The organism is Muricoccus harenae, from assembly GCF_009848505.1.
Classification (GTDB): domain Bacteria; phylum Pseudomonadota; class Alphaproteobacteria; order Acetobacterales; family Acetobacteraceae; genus Roseomonas; species Roseomonas harenae.
The window spans coordinates 1-525 of the sequence record NZ_WWDL01000124.1; the positions used below are offsets into that span (position 1 = coordinate 1).

A 525-nucleotide genomic window follows, 5' to 3' on the forward strand; every position below is an offset into this window, starting at 1 on the left:
CAAGCAGGACTTCATCTACCTGCCCGAGGTTGACGAGTACCGATGCCCGGCCGGGGAGCGGCTGACCTGGCGTTGCAACAGCGTCGAGAACGGGATGACGATCCGTGCCTACTGGGCCAGCACCTGTTAGACGTGCCCGATGAAAGCGCAATGTACGACCGGCAAGGAACGCCGCATCAAGCGTTGGGAGCATGAGCACGTCGTTGACGCCATGCAGCGACGCCTGGATCTCAAGCCAGATGCCATGCGGGTGCGACGGCGGACGGCTCAGCATCCTTTCGGCACGATCAAGGCGTGGATGGGCGCCACCCACTTCCTCACTCGCGGCCTCCGGCGGGTCAGCACGGAGATGAGCCTGCACGTGCTGGCCTACAACATGAAGCGGGTGATCGCGATCCGCGGCATCGAGCCACTGCTGGCAGCTCTCCCGGCGAGATAGGGACCGAGCTGCGCCTCGCGCAGCACAGCCGCATCCCTCCGCGTGTCAGCCGAACCGGGCAGGCCACTACCAGCAGCGGATTGGAC

1 pseudogene is annotated in these 525 nt (G+C 65.1%); it reads left to right on the plus strand.

Features of this window, described 5'->3' with window-relative positions:
• Positions 1 to 439 (plus strand): annotated as a pseudogene (locus tag GSE44_RS25220) (transposase); the annotation flags it as partial.
• Between the last annotated feature and the right edge of the window lie 86 nt (positions 440 to 525).